This window comes from Blautia sp. HA3515, from assembly GCF_059933065.1.
This window is the reverse complement of sequence record NZ_JAYFUY010000073.1, coordinates 39826-46881: the sequence shown is the minus strand read 5'-3', so window position 1 is coordinate 46881 and position 7056 is coordinate 39826. Positions and strand designations below refer to the sequence as shown.

General features: G+C 42.8%; 6 protein-coding genes, 1 pseudogene and 1 other annotated feature. All 7 genes and pseudogenes read right to left on the bottom strand.

Translation table 11 applies throughout. The features are described 5' to 3' along the window. Positions 1 to 239: 239 nt before the first annotated feature. Positions 240 to 1642: pseudogene (dctP, locus tag R1Y93_RS06350) on the bottom strand (TRAP transporter substrate-binding protein DctP); the annotation flags it as partial. Then, on the bottom strand, positions 1593 to 1940 hold the full coding sequence (gene dctP / locus R1Y93_RS06345; RefSeq protein WP_500822124.1) for a TRAP transporter substrate-binding protein DctP: 348 nt from the start codon (positions 1938 to 1940) through the stop codon (positions 1593 to 1595). The pseudogene dctP (R1Y93_RS06350) and the gene dctP (R1Y93_RS06345), both read right to left, overlap by 50 nt. Next, positions 1864 to 3222, bottom strand: a complete 1359-nt coding sequence (locus tag R1Y93_RS06340) for a TRAP transporter large permease (protein WP_500822123.1) — start codon at positions 3220 to 3222, stop codon at positions 1864 to 1866. Before R1Y93_RS06340 ends, dctP (R1Y93_RS06345) begins: the two co-directional genes overlap by 77 nt. After that, positions 3191 to 3346 carry a hypothetical protein gene (locus R1Y93_RS06335; protein WP_500822122.1) on the bottom strand — a complete coding sequence of 52 codons (156 nt, stop codon included), beginning with the start codon at positions 3344 to 3346 and terminating at the stop codon, positions 3191 to 3193. The genes R1Y93_RS06340 and R1Y93_RS06335 overlap by 32 nt, the downstream gene beginning before the upstream one ends. After that, complete coding sequence (locus tag R1Y93_RS06330) at positions 3347 to 3844, bottom strand: TRAP transporter small permease (protein WP_500822121.1); 498 nt, start codon at positions 3842 to 3844, stop codon at positions 3347 to 3349. It lies immediately after the preceding gene. Positions 3845 to 3931: 87 nt separating this feature from the next. Beyond that, positions 3932 to 4175 (bottom strand) — a binding site (T-box leader). Between the two features lie 178 nt (positions 4176 to 4353). Further along, positions 4354 to 5193, bottom strand: coding sequence for a MerR family transcriptional regulator (locus tag R1Y93_RS06325; RefSeq protein WP_500822120.1), 840 nt, complete (start codon positions 5191 to 5193; stop codon positions 4354 to 4356). 47 nt (positions 5194 to 5240) lie between these two features. Next, positions 5241 to 7034 carry an MGH1-like glycoside hydrolase domain-containing protein gene (locus tag R1Y93_RS06320; RefSeq protein WP_500822119.1) on the bottom strand — a complete coding sequence of 598 codons (1794 nt, stop codon included), beginning with the start codon at positions 7032 to 7034 and terminating at the stop codon, positions 5241 to 5243. Positions 7035 to 7056: the final 22 nt, after the last annotated feature.

Genomic DNA, 7056 nt, shown 5'->3' with positions numbered 1-7056 from the left:
ACTTTTAATCTGAACTGGAAGCTTATTTGAATGCGTCCACCAGCTCCTGGCCATCCTCATAGCCCTGGTTCTTCAGTTCTTCTACAAACCAATCGTCAACGCCATCTACGGCTACTTTAAAGGAATCAATATCCATGTCCTCTTTTTCGGTAAATGTTACGCCATTTTTTTCCTGCCCAGCGGTTCATGATCTCTGTATCGCCAGAACGGTTGATGTAACGCTCATACTCTACTGCCATTCTTCCGGCTTTATCTACTACTTCCTGCTGCTGTGGAGTCAGTCCATCGTAAATATCCTGGTTAATACAGAAGAACAGGCAATCATAGATTGCATCCCACATAGAACAATATGGCTGAACTTCCTGCACGCTGGCTGCATCAATTGCCGGCAGCGGATTTTCCTGTCCCTCTACAGTATTTTGCTGAAGCGCAGTATATGTCTCAGACCAGTTCATATTGGTTGCATCTGCACCCCATCTCTTGTAGCATTCCATAAGAAGATTAGAGCCTGCCACGCACGGATCTTCAGATTTTTCATATCATCCACAGATTTCACTTCACGTACACTGTTAGTAAGCTCACGGAAACCATTCTCCGCAATACCCATACAATGAAGTCCATACTCGCTGAGGATTTCCTTCATTTTTTCTCCTGCTTTACCATCAAATTTGGCATCTGCATCTTCTACAGAATCATAAATGAACGGCAAGGATACCACATTAAATCTTGGATCAAATGCAGAATAGATCCGATTGGAATGCATGGAAATCTGTACCGGATCTCCATTCATCAATGCCTGGATTCCTTCAGACTGATTACCGTTTGTCAGCTGATCTGCTGCATATACGTTTACTTTTACCTTTCCACCTGTAGCTTTTTCCATCAATTCACCGAACTTACGGCCGCCTTCTGCCCAGGTAGATGTTTCTGTTGTGGAGCATGCGAAATTCCAGGTGGTTTCCTCCCAGCCAAGATCACTGTAATCTCCAATACCGGTAAATGCTTCTACCAGTTCTTCTGCATCATCATAGCCCTGGCTTTTCAGTTCTTCAATAAACCACTCATCTACACCATCCACAGCTTCTTTAAAGGAATCAATGTCCATATCCTCTTTTGCAGTAAAGGTCACACCGTTTTTCTCTGCCCAGCGGTTCATGATCTCTTCATCACCGGAACGGTTGATATAACGCTCATACTCTACTGCTTTCTGGCCTGCCTCGTCTACAACTGCCTGCTGCTGTGGAGTCAGTCCGTCATAAATTTCCTGGTTGATACAGAAAAACAGACAGTCATAAATTGCATCCCACATGGAGCAGTATGGCTGAACCTCCTGCACGCTGGCTGCATCAATTGCCGGCAGCGCGTTCTCCTGTCCTTCTACCGTATTCTGCTGAAGTGCGGTATACGTCTCAGACCAGTTCATATTGGTTGCATCTGCACCCCATCTCTTATAGCATTCCATAAGAAGGTTAGAACCTGCCACACGGATCTTCAGGTTTTTCATGTCATCTACGGATTTTACTTCCCGTACACTGTTGGTCAGCTCACGGAAACCATTCTCTGCAATACCCATGCAGTGAAGTCCGTACTCGCTAAGGATTTCTTTTAATTTTTCTTCCGGCTTCTCCGTCAAATTTCGCATCTGCATCTTCTACAGAATCATAAATAAACGGCAGAGATACTACATTAAATCTTGGATCAAATGCAGAATAGATCAGATTGGAATGCATGGAAATCTGTACCGGGTCGCCGTTCATCAATGCCTGGATACCTTCAGACTGATTGCCGTTTGTCAGCTGATCTGCTGCATATACGTTGACTTTCACCTTTCCGCCTGTAGCTTTTTCCATCAGTTCGCCAAACTTACGGCCACCGTCTGCCCAGGTAGAGGTTTCTGTTGTGGAGCAAGCAAAGTTCCAGGTAGTTTCTTCGCCATCCAAGATCACTGTAATCTCCAATCTCGTTAAAAGAATGATCCTCATCTCCTGCAGCTGATGCTGCGGAAGAACCGCTGTCTCCTGTTTCAGGATCTCCTGAATAAGAACCGTTTTTTGCAAGGGCTTTTGGAAGAGCCACAGATACTGCCGGAACATAAGTTACTACCAGAAGTACGACTACACAGGCTGCCAGCATCGGCATAACTGCTTTGGAAATCTGCTGAAGGGTAACTTCCAAACCTTTTTTGATCTTAATTCCAATCGCCACAAACAGGTTTACTCCAACTGGAGGTGTTACCTGTCCGATTGCCAGGTTGACAGTTGCCATAACACCAAAAGCAACCAGGTCATAACCAAGTGCTTTGCACACCGGAAGCATTACCGGGATAAAAATATACATTGCAGAGTTTGCATCAATGAAGCATCCTGCAATCAAGAAAATAATGTTTACGATCAAAAGGAAGGTAAACTGATTATGTGCAATACTGCCAAGAAGCTGGGAAGCTGCATCTGCAATACCAAACTTGGTGCATACATAAGAAAACAGAGACGCACATGCAACGATCAACATGATTCCGCCGGTTGTTTTTGCTGAATCCACACAAATATCAAACAGATCCTTCAGCTTCACTTCCCTGTAGATCACCATACCAACGAAAAGTCCATATACAACGGATACTGCCGCTGCTTCCGTAGGAGTAAAAATACCACCGTAAATACCACCAAGGATGATCACAGGCATCAGGAATCCCCAGAATGCATCTTTAAAGGCTGCCCATCTTTCCTTAGCACTCGCTTTCTTCTGTTCAGGCTGAATGCCCTTTCTTCTGGCTTCTACCATAACCACGATCACAAGAGCAACACCCATCAGGATGCCAGGAACAATACCTGCCATAAACATATCCGCAATGGATACACCTGTAATAGAAGCATAAACAACGAATGCAATACTTGGCGGTATAACAATGGCGATTGAACTTGCGGTTGCCATTAACGCAGTAGAAAAGGGAGCACTAAAGCCACCTCTTTCCACCATAGCAGGAATCAGAACTGCACCAAGTGCTGCTACTGTAGCCGGACCGGATCCGGAAATTGCTCCGAAAAAGCAGGCAACAATAACACACACAATGGCAATACCACCTCTTCTATGTCCTACACAGGTATCTACAAATTTCACAAGTCTTTTGGAAATTCCGGCCTTAGCCATAATATTTCCGGAAAGTACGAAAAACGGAATGGCCAGAAGCAGGAATTTACTGATTCCGGCATACATATTGGTAGCCACAATGGTCTAGGGATGTTCCTGAATACAGGATTGCACACACAGAAGACAGTCCCAGACAGATGGCAATAGGCACGCCCATGATCAGGAAAATAAAAAATGAAACAAATAAAACTGCACTTATCATTTATTTATCCTCCTTTTTACTTTTGTCAGTACAAAAATCAATGCAAAATTCTATAAAATGTAAAATCATACATCCGGATCCAATGGGAACAAAAGACCAGAAGATCCACTCCGGCCAGTTCAGTACAAAGGTACGTTTTCCATTTGCAAGCTGTGTGAGAACCTTCTCCATGCCAAACCAAAATAAAATGGCTGTAAAAATCACACACAGGATAGTGCTCAGGATCACTGACGGTTTTTTCAATTTTTCAGGAAGACGGTCTGTAACCAGTGACAGGTTGACCAATTCCCCTTCCCGACATGCTAATGCGGCAGCCATCAATGTAACAAGTACAAAGACTGCAACCACAAGTTCCTCGGTAAAGGACCAGGAACGATGGATGACTTTACGGGAAAATACATTTCCTACAGTCAAGACCAGTATCAGCAAAGTAGATACTACAAGAATAAATTTTTCCACTGCTGCTACTGCATTCATGATTTTTTTGAAAACTTTCATGATGTTTCCTCCTTTGGTTACTTGTCAGGATTTTAGCCTTTTATACGATTGCTCGACTTGAATTACATAAAAAAAATCCGTCCCTAAACTAGGGACGGACATATAAGCCGCAACCACCCTGTTTCTCCTTTGAAACAAGTACGAAAAGACAACGTACTGACATACGCGATTCCGGTAACGGGGAACAGCCGGGGAAATCTACTTGTCACAGTAACGTTCGATTTCTCTTCTCAGGGATGATCTTCAAAACAGACCTGACGCTGCTTTCCACCAAATGCAGCTCTCTGTAGACAGGCTTCCTGCTCCTACTTTTTCCCTTCAAGGAATTTGGTTCTTTGAAGTTTTAGTTGTTTAACGAACTAAAGCAATTTTACTACCAAAATACTCAGAAGTCAAGAGGTATTTTGGTTTTTATTCACAGTGTATGAACCGCTTATTGTCCTAAAATCAGGACCACCGGCTTAGCCGGTGATCCTGATTTAAAACAAGCAGCTTTAACAAGTATTACATCACTCAAACTGAAACGGAACGGTAATCTGGGTCACATAATTATCCGGATTATTCTCGGACACCTCATCAATAAAGCTTTCCTCATAAGAAAACTCTCCAAGCCGAAAATGATGTTTTCTCCCATATTCCAATATCTGGGAATACGCCTTATAGGTAGTATCATACGCTCCCTTATAATACAGAACCAGATAGTTCCCCTCCGGTTTTTCCAGGTACTCACCATCCTCAGTATCTTCCGTACAAGGCTCATCTACTATGGTATAATACCTGCAATACAACGTAGTATTACCTACCGGATTCATGAGAAATTTATTTTCCACCATTCCTCCGATCGCCGGTCCACAGTGAAGCTGATGCAAAACACGATACCCAATCATCTTTCCATAGATTTCTTGTCTCTCGATTTCCTCTGCATCCATGGAAATATATTTCGTACAGTACAGGTATTGAGTTTCATGGTGCTCTATGTATATTTTCCCACAGGTCACATGATTTGCCTTTTCAAGCAACTCAATCCTCTTATTCATTTCTTTGGACAACGTAACAAGCTCCGCAACTTTCTTCTTTGTTTCCAAAATGCCTTTTTGCAGAAGCTTTGCAGTTCTTTCGGCGTCCCTTGTATCAAAGTATTCTTTTATTTCCTCCAACGACATTCCGATAGTCTTCAAAGTCATTATGGCATAAAAACAATCCAGCTGCGTGAATGTATAATAACGATATCCCATATCGTCTACATATTCCGGTGAAAACAGATGAATTTTATCATAGTATAGCAGCGTCTGCTTATTCACCCCCACCATTTTCGCAAATTCTCCTGGCTTTATATAATTTCTAACCACTTTTATGCCTTTCCAGGAATTAGCCTTTCACAGATCCGGTCTTCCTCCTATCTCAGATAATAATGTAAAAGTATCAAAAATGTCCCTGCTGTAGATGTATACCCCTTGTTATTCAATGGTGCTCCAGTCTCCGCATTGTAGCACTCTGCACAGCCTCCGTTGCGTATCAGATTACAATATTTAACGGTCAGGTCATCAGCCATCTCCTGCTCACCGCACTTCGTCAGTCCTTCTATCAGCGTCAGTGTCATAGTAAACCAAATCGGCCCGCGGAAGAATCCGTCTGCATGATAATATTTACTGTCAAGGCTTTCGGATGCCAGCCCATATTCTGTAATGTACTTTCCATTTTTCAGCTCGTTTATAATACTGGTTCTGATTTCCAAAGGAAGACGTTCTCCCAGCATCAGAGGTGTGAAAAGGATCGGGCTTTGAGCGTAAATTCTCTCGCCTGTAATGTTATTTCTGGCAAATGGCAGATGCTTTTCGTCAAATAATGTGTTGACCAGTCCTTTCAGACTTCTCTCAGCCAGCTCTCTCCACTGTATTTCCTCAACCTTCTTATCCAGCTTCTCAGCAAGTATTGCCAGGCAATCCATCTGTAAGATCATTAATGTAGTCAAATCAGGGCTCAAAATATTTAATTCCTTACGGAAAACTGTGTCATCGTCTCCGCACGCGTCATACCCGTGATGATACTCAAACACACCACTTCCCAGTTCATCCATATGATTCAGATAGAAATAAGTATATTTTCTCATCTTGTCATATATTTCATCCAGCTGTTTTTTTGTAAACTGGATTTTTTCCAACATCTTCATCACGATCCAGCCCAGATTCGGCGGCATACTTGCCTCATAGCTTTCCATTCCTTCGCCTTTGAAATTAGGAATTCCTCCCAGCTCATCCTGGCTGTCCAGCATAGTCATTAACTGATCGTATGCAAGTTCGCTGTCTGTCTCACACAAACCAGCCGCTATCAGCCAGCTTTCATATGCCCATACAGCGCACAGAATATTTTTTGTCATATAAATGGATTCTCGTTTCAGATATCCACGTTCAGCAACAGAGCCGGACCAGCAGAGGTATGTAGCCAGTTTCTGTGCCTCTTTGTACTCCTGGGGAACCTCCGGCAGCTTTGAGCAGAACTCATCAAATGCATTTTTCGTATTACGCACCGTCTGTTCGAAATCAACACAACCTTCTTTTTCCACATTCGCCCAGACATATGTACGTAATTCCTTGATCATACACTGAAATGCACCATCTTCTGCTGTGATATCATACAGACACGCGGTGTTCAAAAGATGATCAGCTTCCCACTCCTGGTCAACTTTTACAGTTCCCAAGGATGTAAATATTCCGTAATTATCAAATGAAATATGATTTGTCAGTTTATGATAGCTTCTTCCGCCCTTTACCGGAATCTGAACCAGGAAACTGGAGCGGCCTTCGATAACGCAATCCAGACGCAATCCCAGTTTTTCACCTTCACCTCTGATAAGCAGTCTGTTTTCATCCGCATAGCAAAATGCTATTTTCCCTTCCTGACAGATAAGTTCCACTTTCTCATATCCTGCATGTATCTCGTAGGGAACCTCTTCCCCATTGTACAGCGGAATGAAACGAATCATTTCCATATTGTTATTCTGTCCCTTTGTGCAGACAGAACGCAGATACAATCCAGGGGTAGACACGAATGGCATTTTATCCAGATTACTAGAAAAGCCTGTACAGCTTGTATATCCGCTATAATAATCCTCGAACAAATAATTTACTGCCATATAGGACTTCCTCATTGAAAATGGTACTTTACTGATATCTAATCCTGTGATTTTCATATTTCCTCCCTAACATCACTAT

Bases quoted from the DNA above. Each gene is read 5' to 3' on its own strand.
- R1Y93_RS06335 (WP_500822122.1), bottom strand. From the start codon at position 3,346: ATGATAAGTGCAGTTTTATTTGTTTCATTTTTTATTTTCCTGATCATG.
- R1Y93_RS06330 (WP_500822121.1), bottom strand. From the start codon at position 3,844: ATGAAAGTTTTCAAAAAAATCATGAATGCAGTAGCAGCAGTGGAAAAA.
- R1Y93_RS06320 (WP_500822119.1), bottom strand. From the start codon at position 7,034: ATGAAAATCACAGGATTAGATATCAGTAAAGTACCATTTTCAATGAGG.